This window comes from Halanaerobaculum tunisiense (assembly GCF_054657635.1).
This window is the reverse complement of record NZ_BAAHYI010000007.1, coordinates 24,953-45,874: the sequence shown is the minus strand read 5'-3', so window position 1 is coordinate 45,874 and position 20,922 is coordinate 24,953. Positions and strand designations below refer to the sequence as shown.

21 protein-coding genes and 1 other RNA gene are annotated in these 20,922 nt (G+C 35.1%); all 22 read left to right on the top strand.

From position 1 onward, the window contains the following. Positions 1–83 precede the first annotated feature (83 nt). The 22 genes from ACYQ3D_RS07665 to secF all read left to right on the top strand — a co-directional run bounded on the left by ACYQ3D_RS07665 (position 84) and on the right by secF (position 20,906). Positions 84–548 carry a kinase/pyrophosphorylase gene (locus ACYQ3D_RS07665; protein WP_459837552.1) on the top strand — a complete coding sequence of 155 codons (465 nt, stop codon included), beginning with the start codon at positions 84–86 and terminating at the stop codon, positions 546–548. A gap of 365 nt (positions 549–913) precedes the next feature. Continuing rightward, positions 914–2,746: a DNA primase gene (dnaG, locus tag ACYQ3D_RS07660; protein ID WP_459837551.1), complete on the top strand. Its 1,833-nt coding sequence runs from the start codon at positions 914–916 to the stop codon at positions 2,744–2,746. Beyond that, positions 2,746–3,981 carry an RNA polymerase sigma factor RpoD gene (rpoD, locus tag ACYQ3D_RS07655; protein WP_459837550.1) on the top strand — a complete coding sequence of 412 codons (1,236 nt, stop codon included), beginning with the start codon at positions 2,746–2,748 and terminating at the stop codon, positions 3,979–3,981. Before dnaG ends, rpoD begins: the two co-directional genes overlap by 1 nt. Positions 3,982–4,109: 128 nt before the next feature. After that, on the top strand, positions 4,110–4,799 hold the full coding sequence (locus tag ACYQ3D_RS07650; protein WP_459837548.1) for a tRNA (adenine(22)-N(1))-methyltransferase: 690 nt from the start codon (positions 4,110–4,112) through the stop codon (positions 4,797–4,799). Further along, entirely contained in the window at positions 4,784–5,887 is a 1,104-nt protein-coding gene (locus ACYQ3D_RS07645) for a Nif3-like dinuclear metal center hexameric protein (protein WP_459837547.1), read from the top strand. Before ACYQ3D_RS07650 ends, ACYQ3D_RS07645 begins: the two co-directional genes overlap by 16 nt. Before the next feature lie 62 nt (positions 5,888–5,949). Further along, positions 5,950–6,660: a zinc ribbon domain-containing protein gene (locus ACYQ3D_RS07640; protein WP_459837546.1), complete on the top strand. Its 711-nt coding sequence runs from the start codon at positions 5,950–5,952 to the stop codon at positions 6,658–6,660. Positions 6,661–6,674: 14 nt separating this feature from the next. Continuing rightward, positions 6,675–7,076, top strand: coding sequence for a ribonuclease HI family protein (locus tag ACYQ3D_RS07635; protein ID WP_459837544.1), 402 nt, complete (start codon positions 6,675–6,677; stop codon positions 7,074–7,076). 64 nt (positions 7,077–7,140) lie between these two features. Then, an RNA gene (gene rnpB, locus ACYQ3D_RS07630) (RNase P RNA component class A) lies at positions 7,141–7,497 on the top strand. Between the two features lie 85 nt (positions 7,498–7,582). Continuing rightward, on the top strand, positions 7,583–8,425 hold the full coding sequence (gene pheA / locus ACYQ3D_RS07625) for a prephenate dehydratase (protein WP_459837542.1): 843 nt from the start codon (positions 7,583–7,585) through the stop codon (positions 8,423–8,425). A 68-nt stretch (positions 8,426–8,493) separates the two neighbouring features. Next, entirely contained in the window at positions 8,494–9,258 is a 765-nt protein-coding gene (locus tag ACYQ3D_RS07620) for a YebC/PmpR family DNA-binding transcriptional regulator (protein WP_459837540.1), read from the top strand. 101 nt (positions 9,259–9,359) lie between these two features. Continuing rightward, a complete protein-coding gene (locus ACYQ3D_RS07615; protein ID WP_459837539.1) occupies positions 9,360–10,061 on the top strand; it encodes a BofC C-terminal domain-containing protein in 702 nt (233 codons plus the stop codon). Positions 10,062–10,126: 65 nt separating this feature from the next. Continuing rightward, positions 10,127–10,717, top strand: coding sequence for a Holliday junction branch migration protein RuvA (gene ruvA, locus ACYQ3D_RS07610; RefSeq protein WP_459837537.1), 591 nt, complete (start codon positions 10,127–10,129; stop codon positions 10,715–10,717). Positions 10,718–10,751: 34 nt separating this feature from the next. Next, positions 10,752–11,765, top strand: a complete 1,014-nt coding sequence (gene ruvB, locus ACYQ3D_RS07605) for a Holliday junction branch migration DNA helicase RuvB (protein WP_459837536.1) — start codon at positions 10,752–10,754, stop codon at positions 11,763–11,765. A gap of 12 nt (positions 11,766–11,777) precedes the next feature. Beyond that, positions 11,778–11,975, top strand: coding sequence for a DUF2905 domain-containing protein (locus ACYQ3D_RS07600; RefSeq protein WP_459837535.1), 198 nt, complete (start codon positions 11,778–11,780; stop codon positions 11,973–11,975). Between the two features lie 257 nt (positions 11,976–12,232). Beyond that, the gene (gene queA / locus ACYQ3D_RS07595; RefSeq protein ID WP_459837533.1) at positions 12,233–13,258 is read left to right on the top strand and encodes a tRNA preQ1(34) S-adenosylmethionine ribosyltransferase-isomerase QueA; all 1,026 of its coding nucleotides are present in this window, start codon (positions 12,233–12,235) and stop codon (positions 13,256–13,258) included. 88 nt (positions 13,259–13,346) lie between these two features. After that, positions 13,347–14,465, top strand: a complete 1,119-nt coding sequence (tgt, locus tag ACYQ3D_RS07590; protein ID WP_459837531.1) for a tRNA guanosine(34) transglycosylase Tgt — start codon at positions 13,347–13,349, stop codon at positions 14,463–14,465. Between the two features lie 71 nt (positions 14,466–14,536). Continuing rightward, a complete protein-coding gene (gene yajC, locus ACYQ3D_RS07585) occupies positions 14,537–14,824 on the top strand; it encodes a preprotein translocase subunit YajC (protein WP_459837529.1) in 288 nt (95 codons plus the stop codon). A 31-nt stretch (positions 14,825–14,855) separates the two neighbouring features. Next, complete coding sequence (gene lepB / locus ACYQ3D_RS07580; protein ID WP_459837527.1) at positions 14,856–15,407, top strand: signal peptidase I; 552 nt, start codon at positions 14,856–14,858, stop codon at positions 15,405–15,407. A 277-nt stretch (positions 15,408–15,684) separates the two neighbouring features. Continuing rightward, a complete protein-coding gene (gene topA / locus ACYQ3D_RS07575) occupies positions 15,685–17,925 on the top strand; it encodes a type I DNA topoisomerase (protein WP_459837526.1) in 2,241 nt (746 codons plus the stop codon). Positions 17,926–18,020: 95 nt separating this feature from the next. After that, positions 18,021–18,686, top strand: a complete 666-nt coding sequence (locus ACYQ3D_RS07570) for an HD domain-containing protein (RefSeq protein WP_459837524.1) — start codon at positions 18,021–18,023, stop codon at positions 18,684–18,686. A gap of 127 nt (positions 18,687–18,813) precedes the next feature. Next, positions 18,814–20,034 (top strand): protein translocase subunit SecD, encoded by a 1,221-nt coding sequence (gene secD, locus ACYQ3D_RS07565; RefSeq protein WP_459837523.1) that lies wholly within the window; start codon positions 18,814–18,816, stop codon positions 20,032–20,034. A gap of 5 nt (positions 20,035–20,039) precedes the next feature. Further along, positions 20,040–20,906 (top strand): protein translocase subunit SecF, encoded by an 867-nt coding sequence (gene secF / locus ACYQ3D_RS07560; RefSeq protein ID WP_459837521.1) that lies wholly within the window; start codon positions 20,040–20,042, stop codon positions 20,904–20,906. Positions 20,907–20,922: the final 16 nt, after the last annotated feature.

The following is a 20,922-nucleotide window of genomic DNA, read 5'->3' as shown; positions in this document are numbered from 1 at the left end:
CCATTATTATTCATGGGGGGGATAATGAATTAATAATAATCTTAACTATCCAATAATAATATTTTTGGATAGGAGGTTTAATAATGGTTGAATTAGAAAAAAACTATAATACAAAAATAAAAGCAATAGAATTTACTGTAGCAGCTGATGATAGATTGGATTGGGCTAAGTTAGATAAGGCAGATATTATTTTAACCGGTGTTTCTTGTACAGCTAAAACTCCTCTAGCTTTGTCTTTAGCTTATCAGGGACATAAAGTAGCTAATTTTCCTGTAGTACCTGAACTGGATTTTAAATTATCTAAATTAGTAACCTATCAAGCTAAGATAGTGGGCTTAACAATTGCTGCTTATCAGCTAAAGAAGTATAGAAAAGAAAAATTATTAAACTTAGGGTTGGAGTTAGCTACTGAGTATACTACCCAAGAACGAATTCAAGAAGAACTAACTTACTTTCGGCGAATAATGAATGAACTAGATTTGCCAGTTGTTGATGTAACTGATAGACGGGTTGAGGACTTGGCTAAACAGATTAATCAACTTAAGTAAGTTCTTCTCCTAGGTAGTTGCCTAGGAGTTTTTGGTTAAGAATTTAGATTTTGAATTGGCTAATAGCTAATAATTTATAATTCAGGGGAGGAATTTCAATTATTATCTTGTAATTATAATATAGTGGTTAAATTAATAGTAAAAATGTCTTTTGGTGATAGATTACGTCGAAGAATGTAATTGATTTAAATTGCAGATTTAGTATGAGTCATCTGCTATAGGAAATAATAATGAATAGATTTTTTAAGTTTGGAGCAGGAATTTGTATAGAATTGTCGAAAGTCTTTTAGTGCCGTAGAAGGCACTTTACTAGTTTATAAAGGAGGATGACTTAGGGGATAATAGTTGCTAAAGGGTGAATCATTTTGAATCATGGTTATTATAGTGATGATTTAATTGAAAAAATTAGGTATAGTAATGATTTAGTGGAGATTGCTAATGAGTATACTAAGTTAAAATCTAAGGGCAGTAGTTATATGGGCTTATGTCCTTTTCATCAGGAAAAAACCCCTTCTTTTAATGTTAATCCTGACCGGCAGTTATATTATTGTTTTGGCTGTGGTGTAGGAGGCAATATCTTTAATTTCGTTATGGAAGTGGAAGGGCTTAGTTTTGTAGAGGCAGTAGAATATTTAGCTGATAAAGCTAATATTGATCTGCCTGATCAAGAGACTTCTGTTCAGAATAGAAAAAAGAGAAATCAAAGGCAACAATTGCTTGAAATTCATAAGTTAGCTACTAGGTTTTACCAGTATTTATTATTGGAATCAGATATTGGGGAAGTAGGTTATAAATATCTTAAAGAACGAGGCTTCACCGAAGAAATAATGGAAAAATTCAAATTAGGCTTTGCCCCTGATAGGTGGGAACAGTTATATAAATTTTTACAAAAGAAAGGCTATTCGGATGAAATTTTAGCTAAATCAGGGTTGGTGATTCCTCGTAAAAATTCTGCCGGATATTATGATCGGTTTAGAAATCGGATTTTGTTTACTATTTGTAATCATCGTGGACAACCTATTGGTTTTGGAGGCCGAGTATTAAGTCCAGATGATGAGCCAAAATATTTAAATTCGCCCCAAACTACAGTATTTGATAAAAGTTATAATCTGTATGGCTTGGATCAAGCTAAACAATCAATTCGCCAGCAAGAAGAAGCAATAGTAATGGAAGGATATACTGATGTGATCACTGCTTATCAGCACGGGATCAAGAATGTAGTTGCTTCTTTAGGAACTTCTTTAACTCAAGGTCAAGCTGAGCTACTCCATAGATACGCTGAGAAAGTTTATATTGCTTATGATGCTGATATAGCGGGTGCTGAAGCAACAGTGCGTGGGCTAGATGTCTTAAAAAAAGAAGGATTGGCTGTAGAAGTTATTCAGTTACCTGTCGATCAGGATCCAGATGATTTTATTAAAGCAGAAGGGGCTAGCTCTTGGCAAGAATTGATCAAGCAGGCTGTTCCGTTAGTCCAGTTTAAAATAGATAATGTTTTAGAGGCTAATACACTTCAAGATGTAGATGATAAGCTAGCTATAGTAGAGGAATTATTGCCGATTTTAGCTAATATTGAGGCTGATATTGAACGAGATGAGTACTCTAAACTAGTAGCTGCAGAATTAAATATTGACTTGGGAGTACTTAAAAAAGAAGTTAATCACTACAGGAACTATCGAGTTCAAAGTAATCAGGATAGAAAGAAGCAAACTAGGTATAATATTAATAATGATTTAGCAGAAGAATTAGATGATAAACAGGTAAGTGGATATGATAGTGCAGTAGAAGGATTAATCAAGATTGTGATCAATCATCCTGAATTTATAACTAAACTACAACAAGAATTATCTCCTAATGATTTTAATAATAATAAATATCAACAGATTATTTCTCATATTTATAATTATGCTGCTGAAAGTGATAGATTTGTAGTGGCAGATTTAGTAGAGCAAGTTGAGGCAGAAGAACTCAAAAACTTGTTACTTAAGTTGTCGGTAGAAGGCGTAGTTAATGGTGACTTAAATAAAATGTTTGCTGATCATATAAGTAAAGTAAAGGAGTATCAATTAAGAATGAAAATTGCAAGTTTAGATTCCGAAATTAAGCAGGCTGAAGCTGAAAATAATGTTAGTAAATTAAATCAATTATTACAAGAATATCAAAAGTATCAACGTTTGTTGCGAAAGGAGGGTAACTAATGGCTGCACAACCACAAATGATGCAAGAGGAAATCAAAAGTTTATTAGATAAAGGTAGAGAGGCTGGTCAGTTGTCTGAGGATGATATTCAGCAGACTTTATCTGATGTGGATTTAGATGAAGAACAACTAGAGGAAATTTATGATATCTTTGCTGCGGAAGGAATTACAGTAGTGGATCAGGATGATGCATCTGCTACTAATGCTAGCCAAGAAGATGACTCGGAGTATGATGCAGTAGATACCGCCTCATTATTAGAGGAATTAGGTTTATCAGTAGATGATGGTGAAGATGATCAAGATGCAGCTGAAGATGAAGAAGAAGATTTAGATAAGGAAGCAGAAGAAGATGATGAGGAGGAAGATTTTGACTTTAGTGATATAGATTTTGGAGTGCCTGATGCAGCTGGCATTGATGATCCAGTTAAGATGTATTTAAAAGAAATTGGTAAGGTTCCATTGTTAGATGCTGATGAGGAAAAAGAGTTGGCCCGGAGAAAAGATGAAGGAGATAAAGAGGCTAAGCAGAAGTTAGCAGCTGCTAACTTGAGGTTAGTAGTTAGTATTGCTAAAAAATATGTAGGTCGTGGGATGTTATTTTTAGATTTAATCCAAGAGGGTAATTTAGGATTGATCAAAGCAGTGGAAAAGTTTGATTACACTAAAGGATACAAATTTAGTACCTATGCTACTTGGTGGATCAGACAGGCTATTACTCGTTCTATTGCAGATCAGGCTCGAACAATTCGAGTACCCGTGCACATGGTAGAAACAATCAATAAATTAATTCGAGTAACTAGACATTTAGTTCAGGAATTAGGTCGCGAACCTACTGATGAAGAGATTGCAGATGAAATGGACTTAAATCCAGAAAAAGTACAAGAAATTAAGAAGATTGCTCAGGAGCCTGTGTCTTTAGAAACTCCAATTGGGGAAGAGGAAGACAGCTATTTAGGTGATTTTGTTGAAGATGAAAATTCACCAGAACCAGCAGCTGCGGCTTCTAGAATGTTACTCAAGGAACAGTTAGATGGAGTAATGGATAGTCTAACAGATAGAGAGAAAAGGGTATTAGAACTTCGCTTTGGAATTGAAGATGGTCGTTCTCGTACTTTAGAGGAAGTAGGAAAAGAGTTTGGTGTTACTCGAGAAAGAATTCGTCAGATTGAAGCTAAGGCTTTACGGAAACTAAGACATCCTAGTAGAAGTAAAAAGTTAAAAGACTATTTAAACTAAGAAGCAACTCCATCTAGTAATAGGTGGAGTTTTCTCGTTTTGAATTCAATGTAATTTTAGGAAAATACTTGATATCAAGCGATTAATTTAGATATAATACTAACAAAACCTATAATAAGGAGTGGAGTATGAACTTATCCCCGCGTTTAAAAAAGATAGTATCTGTCTTGGAGTTGCCTACTAGTCTGTCTGATATTGGAACAGATCATGCTTACCTGCCAATTTATTTGGCGCGTAATACAGAGTGTACTAAGTTAATTGCTAGTGATTGTAATCGACAACCTTATCAGGCTGCTATAGATCATGTTAGGGAAGCTGATGTGGCAGACAAGGTTGATGTTAGATTAGGTTATGGTTTATCAGTTTTGGATAAGTATGAAGTCAATACAGCGGTGATTGCTGGCATGGGCGGCCAGACTATTCGCCAGATTTTGGCTGAGGATTATGATTTAGCTCATAGTCTAAAGCGGATTATTTTACAACCTATGGTGGGGGCTGGTGCTTTAAGAAAGTGGTTAGTGGAAAATAAATTTGAGATTATCAATGAAGCATTAGTGGCCGATGATGACCGGTTTTATCAGATTATTGTAGTTACGCCAGGAGCAATGGAGTTAAAAGATGATTTTTTATTGGAAATTGGCCCTAAATTATTAGAGACAGAAGATCCTTTATTAGATAATTACTTAACTGATTTAGAAGAAAAATGGCAGACTATTAAGTCTGATATCACTACTGAAGCTCCTCAACATCCTAAAATAGAAAGATTAGAAACTAAGTTAAGAAGAATTCAGGAGGTAAAAGAATGGCTGTCAAATTAGAGAAGATAATTGCTGCACTAGATGATTTAGCTCCATCTAGCCTAGCAGCGGAGTGGGATAATGTTGGTTTGCAGTTGGGGGATTCTAAGCAAGCTATAGATAAAGTATTAGTTACTTTAGATATTAATCAACAAGTGTTACAAGAAGCAATTAATAATAACGTTGATTTGATAGTTGCTCATCATCCTTTTATCTTCAAGGGACTCTCTCAAATTGATTTTACTACTCCTAAAGGGCAAATTATTCACCAAGCAATTAAGGAGGATATTGCTTTTTATGTAGCTCATACTAATTACGATATTGCTCCTCAGGGGCTAAATGATTTATTAGCTGCTAAGTTAAAAGTAACTGAGACAGAAGTTTTAGAAGTTACTAGTAGTCAACAATTAAAAAAGTTAGTTGTTTTTGTACCTCAAAAGGCCCTTGATCCAGTTAGAGAAGCTATAGCTCAAGCAGGAGGAGGTTGGTTAGGAGACTATAGTCATACTGCTTTTTATCAAGCAGGAACTGGAACTTTTAAGCCTTTAGAGCAAGCAGATCCCTATTTAGGTCAGCCAGGTGAGGTCAATCAGGTTGCAGAATATAGATTAGAGACAATAGTTTCTATAGATAAATTAGATCAGGTAATTAATGATTTGCTAGCAGTTCATCCTTACGAAGAAGTTGCTTATGATATTTATCCTCTTGATAAGCAAGGTAGTCAATTTGGATTGGGAAGGATAGGCAAGTTAACCACAGCTACTACTTTAGAGGATTATAGCCAATTAGTTAAAGAAGAATTAGATTTAGAGCAAATTAAGGTTGTAGGGGATTTAGAGGCTCAAGTAAAAAAAATAGCTCTGTGTAGTGGTAGCGGTGCTGATTTGATTACAACTGCAGCTAATAAACAGGCTGATGTACTAGTTACTGGAGATGTAAAATATCATGAAGCTCAAATGGCTAAGGAGAATGAACTATATTTAATTGATGCTGGACATTATGGGACAGAAAAAATCATGGCCCAAGGTATGGCTGAATGTTTACAACAAGAGATTACAGTTGAGGTAGTACCGTCGCAAATTAATACGAATCCGTGGAAGGTAATTTAGGTAGGTCAGTAGTTGACCTACCTTTTTTCTATGACACTAGTTTAGAAAAAGGGGGAGTTATAATGAGTAAGATTGACTTATTATATCAATTACAGAGTTTAGATGAGCAGATGACAGAAATAGAAGAAGGTAGTGGAAATGATTCACTTGAGGAAGAGATTGCAAGTTTAAAAGAGGAGATAGAAAAATTAAAGCAAAAAAAGGAAGTTACTCAGGCTGATTTAGCTCAGGTAGAAGAAAAGATTAAAGAACAGGAATTCGTAGAATCAAGAGTAGAAAGACAGAAAGAAGATTACGAAAAACAATTGTATAGTGGGGAAAATTCTAACCCTAAAGAGTTAGAGCAGTTAAAAGAAAAATTAGAGTCAATTTCCTTAGAGAAAGAAGAATTAGAAGAAAATTTATTAGAGCTCATGGTGCAAGCTGAAGAAATAGAAGAAGAGATTAAGCAGTTAGAAGAAAAAATTGCAGAGCAAAAGAGAGAATTATCCGCTGTAAAAGAAAAAAAGGAAGAACAAGAAGAGGAACAAGTCCAGGAATTAGAATCTATAAAAGAAAGACGCCAAGAAATTATAACCAGTCTAGACGAGGAAGTATTAGCTAAGTATGATCAGTTATTAGCAAGTAAGAATGGTAAAGCAGTAGTCAAAGTAGAGGATGGTTATTGTCTGGGGTGTAGAATGTCCTTGCCTATAAAATTGGTTAGTAAGGTAAAAGCTAATCAAGAGTTGATCTTGTGTAATAGCTGTGGTAGAATATTATATTGTAATTAAGGAGGAGTGGATTAATGAATTTAGTAATGTATACTGATGGAGGATCAAGAGGTAATCCTGGTCCAGCAGGAGTAGGGGCAGTTGTTTATAAAAATAAGGAACCAATTAAAGAAGTTACTGAGTATATTGGAAAAGCTACTAATAACGTAGCAGAGTATCAAGCTGTAGTTTTAGGACTTAGATCTTTACTAGAAGATTATAGTCAGGCTAAGATAGAAGTTAGAGCTGATAGTCAATTATTAGTTAAACAATTAACTGGGGAATATAGGGTTAAAAGTGATAATTTACAACCACTTTATACAGAGGTTACAGAATTAATAGATAATTTTAAGGAAGTCCAATTTATTCATATTCCTCGTGAACAGAATCAGAAAGCTGATGAATTAGCTAACCAAGCTATGGATCGAGGTATTTAGTTTAAATTATATTGACAACTCTTTTAATTCGTGTTATAATTACTTTAGAATTGAATAATTGTAATAAGTAGATTGGATAGTCGTAAGTATAGCGTAAGGCTATATTTGAGGAAAGTCCGAGCTTCACAGAGCAGGATGCTGGATAACGTCCAGCCGGAGTAATCCGCGGGAAAGTGCCACAGAGAGTATACCGCCTAGCCTAGCTAGGTAAGGGTGAAAGGGTGCGGTAAGAGCGCACCGGGTCTCTGGTGACAGATCCGCAGGGTAAACCCCATCCGAAGCAAGGTTGAATAGGGGGAGGTTAAGAGCTGCTCGCTCAGCTTCCCGGGTTAGCCGCTTGAGGTGGTAGGTAACTGCCATCCTAGATAGATGACTGTCGCCTGCAAAGGTACAGAATTCGGCTTATAGATCTACTTATTACTATTTCAGGGCATCCTTAGGGGTGCCTTTTAATTATATTAGAGGATGTTTATTTTTAAATTGATTAGTACTAAGGAGTGGATAGAATGAAGATGGGATTTTTAGGTCCGCAAGGTACTTTTGCTGAATTAGCAGCTCAAAAATACCAAGGGGAGGTAACTGAATACTTAGCTTATCCTGACTTAAGAAGCTTAGTAACAGCAGTTAAAGAAGAAACAATTAATGGAGCGGTATTACCGATTGAAAATTCATTACAAGGAGCAGTTACTTTAACTTTAGATTTATTAGTAGAATTTGATTTGTGGATTACAAATGAGATTATAATCCCTATAGAACATAGTTTGTTAGGAAGAGATGATGCTTTAGCAGGAATTAAACATATAATTTCTCATCCTCAAGCTTTGGCTCAATGCCGTAGGTTTTTGGAGACTAATCTAGGAGATTATAAAGTACATACAGCTAATAGTACTGCTTCAGCAGTTAGAAGACTTCCCAATTTAGATAGTACTTGGGCAGCAATTGGTAATCAACATGCTGCTCGGAAATATCAACTTCATGTTTTAGAAGAAGGGATTCAGGACAATCAAGAGAACTGGACTAGGTTTATTGTTTTAGCTAAAACTGATAATCAGCCGACTGAGCAAGATAAGACTTCTTTGATTTGTTCTCCGCTAGAAGATCATCCAGGAGCCTTATATAATATTTTGGATGAATTTGCCCAGCGGAATATCAATTTAACTAGGATTGAATCACGACCAGCTAAGAAGTTACTAGGGGATTATATATTCTTTATAGATTTTGTAGGCCATCGCCAAGATAATAAAATTCAGCAGACATTACAGGAGTTACAGGCGAAAACTTCCTGGTATAAAATGCTGGGTTCATACCCTAAATCAACAGTTATTGAAGACTATTCTGCTGACCAGTGAAAATTGAAAATAGCTAAGTGGTATGTTAAAATAAATAATTGATACTTATATATTAGGGGGGGATTCGGATGGCTGGACACTCTAAATGGAGTAATATTAAACATCAGAAGAAAAAAGAAGATAGAAGACGGGCCAAATTGTTTTCTAAGTTAGTTAAAAAGATTACTGTTGCTGCTAGAGAAGGTGGTGGCGACCCAGAAGTTAATAGTGATTTGGATTTAGCAATTCAAAAGGCTAAAGATGCTAATATGCCTAAGGATAATATTGAACGGGCTATTAAGCGAGGAACTGGAGAACTAGAAGGTGTTGATTACGAAGAATATGTCTATGAAGGTTATGCTCCAGCTGGAGTGGCATTATATATGGAAGTAATGACGGATAATAAGAATAGAACTGTCTCTGAATTAAGACATTTATTATCTAGTCATGGTGGTAATTTAGGTGAAGATGGCTGTGTAGCTTGGATGTTTGAGAGAAAAGGGCAGTTAGTAATTGATCGGTCTGATTATGAAGTGGTTGAAGAAGATGCTATGTTAGATGCTATAGAAGCAGGAGCTGAGGACATAGAATTTAATCAGGAAACTGTTGATATTTATACAGATCCAGAGGATTTACAGGATGTGCGAGGAGTTTTAGAAGATGATGGGTATCAATTTGACTCAGGAGATTTAGTGATGATACCTAATAATGAAATCACTTTAGATGATCCAGCTGAGGCTAAAAAAGTAGTCAAGGTAATGAATAAACTAGAAGACCATGATGATATTCAGGATGTCTATGCTAATTTTAATATTTCTGAGAAAGTGATGGAGGAAATTGCAGACGAAATATAATTTTAATTGCGCCTCTTCAATCTGGTTGGGAAGTAAATGTTTACTGGAGCCTATTATAGGGAATAATAAAGGGTGACAGTATAAAGGTTGGAGGGGTTTTAATGAAAGTTATTAAAAGTATTTTAGCAATAGTAGCTTTTATCTTTTTGGTTGCTGTAATAACTTATTTAGGTTTAAATGGACTACAAGTTTCTGGAAGTGATTATTTCTTTGGCTTAGATTCTAAAACTGATAATGAACCTGAACAAAGTAAAGAGTTAAAAGATTTAGTTAAAAAAGAACAACAGAAGTTAAATCAACGACAATCTGATCAAAGGCAGGTTGATGTAGATACTGAATTGATTCTTAAACAAGTTAATTCACTGGAAGAAGAGAAGATACTCACTCATCAACAGACTGATGATTCTTTGGTAGGTTTATCGCAAGAAGAATTGGCTAATCAATTAACTACTGGAGAGATTACTCAATTTAGTCCTCAAAAAGTAGTTATTGAGGTAAAAAAGGAACAACAGACTCAACAACCACCTAAGTTACAGGATATAATTGATACTGATCAAAATTCGGAGTCTGAAGAAGATTCCAGTCAGGAATCTAATAACCTTTATTTGGGGATTAAAGATGGTTATGTAGCTGTTTATCGCGGAGAAGTTTTAGGCGAGCATGAAGTAGTGGAGATTAGAAAAGATATACGAGTTGAGGATCTATCTCAACAAGATCTAAAAGAGTTACAACTAGGAATTAAAGTAGAAAGTAGAGAAGAAATGTTAAGTTATTTAGAAGGTTTAGCTAGTGCTACAAACTAATCTTTGCTAGTAAAACAGTCTATTGGTGACTGTTTTTTTCTTTTGGTTAAGCGGGGAGGGATAACATGATATCTTATTTAGAGGGCCAACTTCTTAGACAGGGACTGGATTATGCAGTGGTTAAAGCTCAGGGGGTAGGCTATAAAGTTTATCTACCAACTAGTTTACAAGATAGTTTAACTGCTAATAAGCAGATTGAATTACATATTTATACTTATGTTCGAGAAGATGCTATTAGATTATATGGTTTTGCTACAGTAGAAGAATTGGAATTATTTGAGAGGTTGCTTGGTGTGTCTAAAATTGGCCCTAAGGTTGCCTTAGGGGTGCTAGGAAGTCTATCGGTTAGAGAATTTAAACTAGCAATTATTAATGGAGAAACTGAGACTTTAAAGCAGATCAAAGGAATCGGGAATAAGACAGCTAAACGTCTGATTTTAGAGTTGCAGGAAAAAGTAGAAGTAGAGCAACTTACTGAGTCAAGTCAGGAACCAACAGTATCTAATAATCAAGTTAATGAGGCAGTGCAAGGTTTAGTTAATTTAGGTTATACTAAGTCTCAAGCTCGTCAGGCGGTACAGAAGGTTACCCAGGAAGATGCCAATCAAGATGTGGAGTCGATAATTAAAGCTGGCTTACAGTGTTTGAGTCAATAAACTATAAATTTTTAATTACATAGGGGGTGAAAAGATGGAAGAAAGATTTGTATCTGCTGATCAGAGGGCAGATGATGACTTGGATTTAAACTTACGACCACAAAGCTTTGCAGATTATATTGGCCAAGAGAAGGCAACAGAAAATCTTAAAGTCTTTATTCAGGCAGCCAAAAATCGCGGTGAATCTTTAGATCATGTTTTATTGTCTGGGCCCCCTGGTTTAGGGAAGACAACTTTAGCTAATATTATTGCTAATGAATTAGGAGTTGATATTAAAGTTACTTCTGGGCCAGCAATTGAAAAACCAGGTGACTTAGCAGCAGTATTAACTAACTTAAAGCCCCATGATGTGTTATTCATTGATGAAATTCATCGTTTGAATCGGGTGATTGAAGAGATTTTATATCCGGCTATGGAGGATTATTCTTTGGATATAGTAGTCGGGAATGGGCCTAATGCTCGTTCTGTAAGATTGGACTTGCCTACTTTTACTTTAGTAGGAGCTACTACTAAAGCTGGAAGCTTAACTTCTCCTTTGCGCGATAGATTTGGAGTTTTAAGCAGATTAAGTTTTTATCAAAAAGAGGAGTTGGCCCAAATTGTAGTTAGGTCTGCTCAAGTATTAGGGGTCAACATAGAAGAAACAGGAGCTTATGAGATTGCTCGTAGATCGCGGGGAACACCTAGAATTGCTAATCGATTTCTAAAAAGAGTCAGGGATTTTGCTCAAGTAGAAGGCGAGGGGATTATCACTCAAGAGATAGCTCATAAATCTCTATCCCGTTTGGAAGTGGATGAACTTGGCTTGGATAGAATCGATCGTAAAATCTTAACAACTATTATAGAGAAATTCAGCGGTGGACCAGTAGGGGTAGGTACTTTATCAGCAGCAATTAATGAAGAACAGGAGACAATCGAAGACGTTTATGAACCTTATCTATTACAACTAGGCTTTTTAGAGCGGACTCCTCGCGGAAGAAAGGCTACTAAATTGGCTTATGAGCACTTTGATTATCAGTTTGAAGAAGCAGAGGAGAGCCTCTTTTAAGGAGGGAAAGTTATGAAGTTACCTAATCTAATAATTTGGTTAGGAATTATTTTGATTAGTGGTGGACTAGCTTGGAAAGCTGGATTACCTATAGGTAACTTACCTGGAGATATTCATATAACAGGGGATAACTTTAGTTTTTATTTGCCGATCACTACTTCAATATTAGCCAGTATAATTATTTCTTTGTTATTGCGATTAATTCAGTAGAGAATCTTATAAGCTAGAAAGGTTTCGAGTGTCTTTTACACTGACCTTATAATTTTTTGTTCATGGGTGTGAAATAGAAGGTGAAATGAGATTGGGTTAAGCAAATTTATTATTTGGTTAATCTCATTTCACCTGGAATGTAACACGAACAAAAAAGTATCCGAAGGAAAAAAGTTCTCGAAACCTGATTACAAAGTAAAATATTAGATCAAATATTTTTTATATTATAAATGCTATCTAAGTTTGGAGGAATTAAGATGAAAGTAGAAGAATTTGATTTTGATTTGCCAGAGGAATTAATTGCCCAAAAACCTGTTGAACCACGAGATGAGTCACGGTTGATGGTAGTTGACCGTCAACAAGATGAACTCAAACATCAAACTTTTAACCAGATAGTTGATTATTTTAAACCAGGAGATGCTTTAGTGCGCAATAATACTAAAGTGATTGCAGCTAGATTATTTGGTTCTAAAGTAGAAACAGGTGGTAAAGTTGAGTTTTTGCTACTAAATCGGGTTGAACTTGATACTTGGGAGACCTTAGTTAAGGCTAATGGCAAGGTTAAAGTAGGAACCCAAATTGTATTTGGAGAAGGAGAATTAATGGCTACAGTACAAGATGTAACTGATTTTGGAGGCCGAGTAGTTGAGTTTGAGTATGAAGGAGTCTTTGAGGAAATTTTAGATAAATTAGGTAACATGCCTTTACCTCCTTATATTAAAGAAGAATTAGATGAGCCAGATAAATACCAAACGATTTATGCTGAAAAAAGAGGAGCTGCAGCAGCGCCGACAGCAGGTTTGCATTTTACAGAGCGTTTGTTACAGGAGTTAAAGGATAAAGGAGTTAAGATTATCGATATTACGCTTCATGTTGGGTTAGGTACTTTTAGACCAGTTAAAGTTGATCAAGTAGAAGAGCATGATATGCATGCCGAATATTATGAGGTATCTAAAGAAGCTGCTCAGTTGATTAATGAGACTAAAGAAGCAGGTAATCGAGTGTTTGCAGTGGGTACAACAACTACTCGTACATTAGAGACAGTAGCAAATGATAAAGGACAAATAGAGGCTGAGCAAGGTTGGACTGATATCTTTATTTATCCAGGTTATAATTTTAAGGCAATTGATGCTTTAATTACTAATTTTCATTTACCCCAATCAACATTAATTATGATGGTAGCTGCTTTGGCGGGACAGGAGAGAATCTTAACTGCTTATCAAAAAGCAATTGAAGAGGAGTATAGATTTTATAGTTTAGGTGATGGAATGCTTATTTTATAGTGTACAGTGTATAATGTAGAGTTGATAGTTGAAAAACTAATTAAAACCTAATTGTAAATTGTAAACTAAAAACATTGGAGGGACTAAGATGGCAAAGTTTGAGTATGAATTGGATAAAAAGTGTTGTGATACTAAAGCTAGAGTAGGAGAGTTAGCAACTCCTCATGGTAAGATAGATACTCCTATTTTTATGCCTGTAGGAACTAAGGCTACAGTTAAGGCGATGAGTCCAGAAGAATTAACGGAGATTGGGTCCCAGATTATCTTAAGTAATACTTATCATTTATATTTACGCCCTGGTCATGAATTGATAGCAGAAGCTGGTGGATTACATGAATTTATGAATTGGGATCGTCCTATCTTAACTGATAGTGGTGGGTTTCAAGTCTTTAGTTTAGGTGATTTAAATGAGGTGACAGAAGAAGGCGTGGAGTTTCAGTCTCATCTTGATGGATCTAAACACTTTATTAGTCCTGAACGATCAGTTGAGATCCAGATGAGTCTTGGGGCTGATATTATTATGGCTTTTGATGAATGTGCTCCTTATCCAGCCGACAAGGAGTATATTGAAGAGTCTTTAGAAAGGACAACTAGATGGTTAGAAAGATGTATTGAAGCTCATACTCGAGATGATCAAGCTTTATTTGGAATCATGCAAGGAGGTATGCATCAGGATCTTAGAGAAAAAAGTGCTGCTCAAATTACTCAGTTTGATCTACCTGGGTATGCTATTGGGGGCTTAAGTGTTGGTGAATCTAAAGAAGAAATGTTAGAGGTGCTCGATTATGCTCCTGAGTTACTACCAGAAAATAAGCCTCGTTATTTGATGGGAGTAGGAACGCCTTATGATTTATTTGAAGCAGTTATGCGTGGTGTAGATATGTTTGATTGTGTTTTTCCAACTAGAGTAGCTCGTAATGGAGCTGTCTTTACTAGTCACGGACGGATTACAATTAGAAATGCTCAGTTTAAGAAAGATTTTACTCCTATGGATCCGGAGTGTGATTGTTATGCTTGTCAAAACTATACTCGAGGTTATATTAGACATTTAATCAAACGGAATGAGATTTTAGGGTTAAGGTTGACCACTTATCATAATTTATACTTTTTATTAGATATGATGGAACAGATCCGAGAAGCAATCCAGGAGGATAGATTTTTGGAATATCGAGCAGAATTTTATGATAAGTATGGATTAGAAAGTTAGATTTTTCTGTAAAAGCCAGGAGTTTAAAGTTGTATCTTGAATATATAAATTAAAGAATAGGAGGAATAGGAATGAGTAAATTATTGATTAGTGTAGCTCCATGGATTATTATGTTTGGGGTATTTTGGTTTATATTCATCAGACCACAGAGAAATAAGCAACAACAGCACGAGGAGATGATAGCTAAGTTAGAGCAAGGTGATCAGGTAATAACTATTGGGGGGATTAAAGGACAAATTACGGAAGTAAAAGATGATGAGCTAGAATTAAAAATTGCTTCTGAAGTGGAGATTAATATTTCACGTAATTCAGTGCGTAGCTTAGCTGAAGAAGAAACAGCTGAATCAGAAGAAGCTTAGGCAGAAGAGTAGGTTAGGGAGGCTAACTAAAGTGGTCAATAAGGAAACCATTAGAGAAGTTATAGAATCAGTGGTTATTGCAGGAGTTTTAGCATTTTTTATTATAACTTTTATCATTCAGTCTTTTATAGTCCAAGGCCATTCAATGGAAGATACTTTACATGATGGAGAAAGATTATTTGTTAATAAATTCATCTATTATTTTCAGACTCCAGAACGAGGGGACATTATAGTGTTAGAACCTAAAGGTGGCTCAGGAAGTAAGTATATTAAGCGAGTCATTGGTTTACCAGGGGATACAGTAGAAATTGTATCAGGTAACTTATATGTTAATGACCATCGAATCAAAGAAGATTATATTTTAGAACCAATGTATGGTAATTTTGGCCCTTATCAAGTACCTAAGGAACATGTTTTTGTTCTGGGGGATAACCGAAATCATAGTTCAGATAGTAGAATGACTTCTTTAGTAGGTTATGTACCTTATGATGCTATTAGTGGGCGAGGTTTTTGGGTTTACTGGCCACTGACTAACATGAGGATTATTGATGATGTTTCTTATCCCAAATTGAATAGCAAGTAAAAAAACTAATAAGTTGCTCATATGAGCAACTTATTAGTTTTTAAAAGTTAATATTTATATCTCTTCTCCACATAATAAAAATGATAGGGATGATACTTTTTAATAAAAACTCCCGAATGCGGGGGTTTTTATTTTTGCTGATTAGGATAGTAATTTAGAGTTTATTATATAGATTGGTTGATTAAATGCTATTATCTGCTATAATTATTTGTAAACTGATTTAAATAGTAAAGTAAAAAACTGATATAAATTGGTAAAAGGAAGGAGATAATTTGTTATGGAATACGATTTAGTTGTAGTAGAGAGTCCAGCTAAAGCTAAAACAATTAGTAAATATTTAGGAGAAGGATATAAAGTAGAACCTAGTTTAGGTCACTTTCGTGATTTACCAAAAAAGGAATTGGCAGTGGATATAGATAATGATTTTGCTCCTACTTATGTCATTACTAATTCTCAAGCACTAAGTAATTTACAAGAATCGAACAAACAGGCTGATACTGTTTATATAGCAAGTGACCCTGATAGGGAAGGAGAAGCAATTGGGTGGCATGTTAAAGAAGCTCTTGATTTACAAGATGATGATTATCAACGAGTTACCTTTAATGAGATAACTAAAAGTGGGGTTCAGGCTGGGATTAATAATCCTCGTGATATAGATATCAATAGAGTTAATTCACAACAGACAAGACGGATTTTAGATAGATTGGTAGGCTATAAGTTATCGCCTTTATTATGGAAGTTTATCAGACGAGGCTTATCAGCTGGTCGAGTCCAGAGTGTGGCTTTGCGAATGGTAGTAGATTTAGAACGAAAGATTGAAGTTTTTGATCCCCAGGACTACTGGATTATAAAAGGGGCATTTGCGACTAATTTAGAAAATTTCAAGTTAAATAAAGTAGCTGATAAACCAGTTAAGAAATCTAGATTATATAAACAGGACCAAGTAGAGAAATTAAAAGAAGATTTAGCTACTGGTGATAAATTTAAGATAACTGGGTTACAGACAGAGAAGAAAAAGAAATATCCTTATCCCCCTTTTACAACATCTACTCTCCAACAGACAGCCTATAAAAAATTGAAGTTTTCTTCCAAAAAGACTATGTATCTGGCTCAACAATTATATGAAGGAATAGAAGTGAATGGGGAAACTGTAGGTTTGATTACTTATATGAGAACAGATAGTACTCGAGTTAGTAAGCAAGCCCAAAGCCAAGCCCAAAAATTTATTGCTGATAATTTTGGTCAGGATTATACTTATAGTTATTCTCGTAATGTTTCTAAGCAGGCGCAAGATGGTCACGAAGCTATTAGACCTACTTCAATTTATCGAACCCCGCAAAAAGTAAGTAATAGTTTAACTCAAGACCAATATAAGTTATATAAGTTAATTTGGAATAGTTTTTTAAATTCTCAATTATCGCCAATGGAGTATCAACAACTAGAGATTTTGGTTAACAAAGATGGTTATGAATTTAGAGGGCTAGTTAATAAGATTATATTTGAAGGATATTTTGTTAATCTGAATCGGGATAATTCTAACTATAAAAGTCAGTTACCAGAGTTAAGCCAAGGTGAAAGATTAAAGTTATCCAATTTAGCTGTCAATAAAAAAGAGACTACGCCACCTAGGAGATATTCAGAAAGTAAGATGGTCAAGACTTTAGAAAAAAAGAATATTGGGCGGCCCTCTACTTTTAGTAATATTATTTCTACTCTAAAGAAAAGAAAGTATATCAAAGTTGAACATGGTAAATTCTACCCTACTACTTTGGGGATCAAAGTTAATGATTTTTTAGTCGAACATTTTCCTAATCTAATCAATGTTGATTTTACAGCTAAGATGGAAGAGGGACTGGATACAATTAGTGATGGTGATTTAGATTGGCAAGAATACTTACATGATTTTTGGTCTACTTTTGAACCTGAGTTAGATGAGTTGGCAACTAAGGAAGTGGATAAAAAGGCGTATCAAATTAAAACTGATATGAGTTGTAGTGAATGTAATAGTGATTTAGTATTAAAGGAGGGTAAGACTGGTAAATTTTTAGGTTGTGCTAATTATCCGGACTGCCAGAATACAGTTAATATTCCCTCAGGAATTGAAATTGATAGTAGACAGATTAAGGATGGTTATTTAGAAGTTAAAGAGCAAATTAAAAAAAGACAACAACAGATAGAGAAGCAAAAATCTCAACCAGTAAAGACAGATTATCGTTGTTCTAATGGTCACCCTATGGTAGTTAGAGATGGGAAACAGGGGCCATTTTTAGGTTGTAGTAAATTTCCTAAATGTGATTGTGAGGATACAATTAGTATTCCTGATGGCTTTAAGTTGCCAGAAGGGGAAAATATTGTTATTAAAGAAGATCTAGAGCAGTATAAAGAGGCTGGAGGGAAGTATGGTCACTGTCCAGAATGTGAAGGTTTACTAAGGAAGGTTTCCGGTAGAAGAGGGGCTTTTCTAGGTTGTAGTAATTATCCTCAGTGTAAGCACACTGAACAATTAGAGGATAATTAATTACCACCTTAGTAGGGTGGTTTTTTCTTTTTTTGAATAGGTTAGATATATCCTAGCATACTAAAAATAGGAGTAACTAGGAAAGGAGACTGATAATGAGTGATATTACCCTAAAAGATATCAGAAATAGTAGTCGTGTTAAAGCTTATATCCAGGAAGCAAATGATCATTTAGGCAGTCTTGGTTATACTGAACATGGGTTTCGCCATGCTAGTCTAGTAGCAGAAGTAGCCGGAAGAATTTTAGCCGAATTGGATTATACGCCCCGGCAGGTGGAGTTGGCCCAGATTGCTGGTTATTTACATGATATAGGCAATTTAGTTAATCGAGCTGACCACGCTCATAGTTCTGCTTTATTAGCTGAGAGAATATTAACTGAATTTGATGTCTCCTATCAAGAAATTGGAGTTATTACCGGGGCTATAGGAAGACATGACCATCGAGATGGAGCAGCTGTTGATCCTGTGACTGCTGCTTTGATTATTGCCGATAAATCTGATGTACACTATAGTCGAGTTAGAAATAGAGAGGTTGCTACCTTTGATATTCATGATCGGGTGAATTATGCTGCTAAGGGCTCAGATATAGAGATTAATCAACAGGAAAAGACTATTACTTTAGATGTAGAGATTGATACTGAAGTAAGCTTGGTTATGGAGTACTTTGAGATCTTTCTAGATAGAATGGTAATGTCTAGAAAAGCAGCTGAGATTTTAGATTGTCAGTTTCATTTACTGATTAATGGGGCGCAAATAATGTAGTGTTCAATAATTGATTTGCTATAGATATAGTAATCAATTGACAAGCCACCTTGTCAGAAGATATAATAAAGTTGTTAGTATGATTTAAATTATAGTATTAGAAAGGAATAAGGAAGGGGCAACAGAAATGAATTGGAGACAAAAAAGAATTGGTAAAGTTGTTAGTATGATAGCTTTACTATTATTAGCTACTTATTTTCTTTATCCGTTAAATGAAAGTATTAAGTTAGGGCTTGACTTACAAGGTGGTACTCATGTAGTCTTAAGAGCTCAAGATACGGAGCAAAATCAGGTAGATGATAAGGCGATGAAAAGGGTTATGAGTGTTATTAATCGCCGAGTGAATGAAATGGGGTTAACTGAACCAGTTATTCAACGGCAAGGTGAAGATCGAATTATAGTTGAATTACCAGGTGTTAATGATCCTAATGAAGCAATTGAAACGATTGGTAAGACAGCTCAATTGAAATTTAAGGATGAAGCAGGGAATGTCTTAATGACAGGTGAATATTTACAAGAAGCAAAAGCTCGTTTTGGCGGACAATTTAACCAACCTGTGATTGTTATTAAATTAAATGATGCAGGTAGTGAAAAATTTGCTGAAGTAACGAGAAATAATGTAGGAAGAAGAGTAGGAATTTATTTAGATGATGAATTATTAACTAATCCTAATGTTCAGGAGCCAATTACTGGTGGTGAAGCTAGTATTACTGGCTATGAAAGTCTTAAAGAAGCCCAGCAAGATGCTTTATTGTTGAGAGCAGGTTCTCTACCTGTCCCAGTTAAGGTGATTGAAAATAGAACTGTGGGTCCTACTTTAGGTCAAATTTCTATTAATAAGAGTATTAAAGCAGGGATTATTGGTCTGGCTTTAATTGTTTTATTTATGACTTTGATGTATAGATTACCAGGGTTTTTAGCTTCTATTGCTTTAGCTTTTTATTCAGTAATAGTCTTAGGAACTTTAGCTGGTTTAAATGCTACTTTAACTCTACCAGGAATTGCTGGTTTAATCTTATCAATTGGTATGGCAGTTGATGCTAATATTATTATCTTTGAACGGATTAAGTATGAATACCAAGCCGGTAAAACTATTAAGGCAGCAGTTGATTCTGGATTCCAGCGAGCTTTTAGAACTATTTTAGACTCCAATGTAACGACTTTAATTACAGCTGCTATTCTGGCTTACTTTGGAACCGGAACTATTAAAGGATTTTCTATTACCCTTAGTATTGGTATTTTAGCTAGTATGTTTACTGCTATTATAGTTACTAGAATGCTTGTTAATTTAGCTTTAAATACTGATTTACTTAAGCAAGATAAACTTCTCGGTTGGTCAAGGAGGTAATTGGCGTGAATATTATTGAAAATAGAAAGTTATGGTTTATTATATCTGGTTTTTTAATTACAGTAGGGTTGATTTCTATTTTAACCCAAGGCATGAACCTAGGAATAGATTTTTCTGGCGGAACAATTATGGAGTTTCAATTTGATGAAAAAGTAATGACTGATGATGTTCGTGATATTTTAGCTGATTATGGATTAGACAAAAAGAGTACGCTCCAGACAACTGGGGGCCCAGGAATTATAATTCGAACCCAGAAGTTAGACCACGATCAAGTTGTTTCTTTACAGCAGAAGATTGAAAGTGAATATTCTACTGCTGAGATGCTAAGGACTTCTGTAGTAGGGCCAACTATTGGACAAGAGTTGCGGGCTAATGCTTTTTGGGCGTTAGTGGTAGCAGCTTTAGCTATCGTAGCTTATATTAGTTTTAGATTCCAGTTTAGATTTTCAATTGCTGCTTTATTGGCTTTAGGACATGATATTTTGCTAGTTATGGGTCTTTTTTCTCTGCTAGGTCGGGAGATTAATAGTCCTTTTGTAGCAGCTGTATTAACTATTGTAGGTTATTCTATCAATGATACAATTGTTATCTTTGATAGAATTAGAGAACGGATCAGATATGCTAAACGGAATGAATCTTTTGCCAAAATTAATAATCAAGCGATAATGGAGACAATACCACGATCTATTAATACCTCAATTACTACCTTATTGCCGATTTTAGCGGTTTTATTCTTAGGTGGGGCTACTATTCATACCTTCATGTTAGCTGTATTAATTGGGATGTTATCAGGAACGTATTCTTCTATTTTTGTAGCTAGTCCTATATTAGTAGCCTGGAATGAACGAGAGGAAATGAGCCGTCAAATATAGTTATTCAACCTGCCTC